Annotated in this window: 1 protein-coding gene; it reads left to right on the top strand. The window is 31.7% G+C overall.

The window, feature by feature from the left end:
- The first annotated feature begins 139 nt into the window (after positions 1 to 139).
- Positions 140 to 1362 (top strand): ISAzo13 family transposase gene (locus CK510_RS30155; RefSeq protein ID WP_095725090.1). Its coding sequence is split into 2 segments (ribosomal slippage): positions 140 to 620 and positions 620 to 1362, totalling 1224 coding nucleotides; the frame shifts between segments, so codons are not numbered across the junction.
- Positions 1363 to 1587 lie beyond the last annotated feature (225 nt).

Below are 1587 nucleotides of genomic sequence, written 5' to 3'. Positions count from 1 at the left end.
AGGGACTACCAAGAAATAAATTGCCCTATTAAAAAAAATGATAATCAAAAAATAGGAAGCAAAGAAACTGCGATCGCTAGCCTCTTGACCCCAGAAAAGAGTAAAATTTTCTATATATTGGGTGTAGTAAAGGGTACCTATGCTGTTAGATAATTCTGTTAAAAAGTTGTTGAATGAAGCTGTAAAGCAACTCAAAGGTGCAGCAAAGCGAAATTTTATAGCAAAAACGGTTGTGGAATTAGGTTTTGGAGGACAAGAATTAGCAATTAAAGAATTGGGATGGACTCGATATATAATTCGCAAGGGAATAAAAGAATTAAAAACTGGTATTACTTGTATCGATAATTATTCAGCCAAAGGACGTAATAAGATAGAAGAAAAATTACCAAATCTTTTAAATGACATCAAAGATATAGTTGATTCTCAAAGCCAAATAGACCCTAGTTTTAAAAGTCAAAGATTATATACACGAATCACAGCTTCATGTGTGAGAAAGCAACTGATAGAAAAGTATATTTACAGTAATGAAGAGTTGCCGACTTCAGAAACAATTCGGATAAAATTAAACAACTTAGGTTATAGCTTAAAGCGAGTAGCAAAAGTTCAACCTCAAAAAAAATACCAGAAACAGACGCAATATTTGAGCAATTAGCGATTGTCAATAAAGATGCAGATTCAGACCCCAGTATATTACGTCTGAGTATGGATGCAAAAGCTCGTGTGAATGTTGGGTCTTTTGATAGAGGTGGTAAAAGTAGAATTTTGACTGAAGCTTCCGACCATGATTTTAACCCTAAAACGACTTTAACTCCTTACGGTATATTCATTCCAGAGCTAGATGAATTGTTTTTGTATTTGACAGAATCAAAAGTAACAAGTGATTTTATCGTTGATATTTTGTCGGATTTTTGGGAATCACAGAGAAAGCGTTTTGCCGAAGTAAAAACATTAGTATTGAATCAAGATAATGGGGGTGAGAACAATTCGAGACGGACTCAATTTATGAAACGTATAATTGAATTTTCTCAAAAATATGAACTAAATTTACGTCTAGCTTACTATCCTCCTTATCATAGTAAATATAATCCAATAGAGAGAACATGGGCAGTACTAGAGAAGCAATGGAATGGAAGTATTTTAGATGAAGTTGAAACTGTTTTAAATTTTGCTTCTAATATGGAATGGAAAAGTAAAAAGCCTATTGTTAAGTTAGTCAATCAAACTTATCAAACTGGAATTAAACTTACAAAAAAAGCGATGTCTAAAATTGAAAATCAAATTGAACGGCTAACAGATTCTAATCATGAATCTTTTCCGAATCTAGGTAATTGGTTTATTGATATATGCTTTGTAAAAACGTAATTAATTAGATACAGCCTGCCGGAAATTAAAATCATATTTAATAAATCTTCAAGCACTTTTGATAAGTCAAGTAGTGTAACTTGAGAATGCGTACTTTTGGGTTAGGAATAAGTTGCTGAAGATAAATTACTAATATTATTAATGATTAATGCATAATGATTATTATTGATACCTGTAATATCAGTTCTTGATTTTTGAGGGATAATTTATTTCTTGGAGTTCCCT

Source organism: Brunnivagina elsteri CCALA 953, assembly GCF_002289455.1.
GTDB lineage: Bacteria > Cyanobacteriota > Cyanobacteriia > Cyanobacteriales > Nostocaceae > Brunnivagina > Brunnivagina elsteri.
Note: the sequence above shows the minus strand (reverse complement) of the source record. Positions and strands in the feature narration are given on the sequence as shown.